The organism is Isoptericola sp. BMS4 (assembly GCF_011634835.1).
GTDB lineage: Bacteria > Actinomycetota > Actinomycetes > Actinomycetales > Cellulomonadaceae > Isoptericola.
Window position 1 is genome coordinate 1 of record NZ_SIRP01000028.1, and the last position, 212, is coordinate 212.

Genomic DNA, 212 nt, shown 5'->3' on the forward strand with positions numbered 1-212 from the left:
TTCCTCGCGATCGTGCCGCTGTTCTTCGTGCTGGACAACATCGGCCTGCTGGGCACGCTGCCCGGGCTGATCACCACCTACGTGGCGTTCGCGCTGCCGTTCACGGTGTTCTTCCTGTACGCGTTCTTCCGCGGGCTGCCGAACGAGATCGCCGAGGCGGCGGCGATCGACGGGGCCGGGCACTGGCGCACGTTCTTCCAGGTGATGCTGCC

Annotated in this window: 1 protein-coding gene; it reads left to right on the forward strand. The window is 67.0% G+C overall.

Annotated features, from left to right (window positions below; genetic code table 11):
• On the forward strand, window positions 1–212 hold a 212-nt coding region (locus EYB28_RS19830; RefSeq protein WP_166853010.1), incomplete at both ends, for an ABC transporter permease subunit.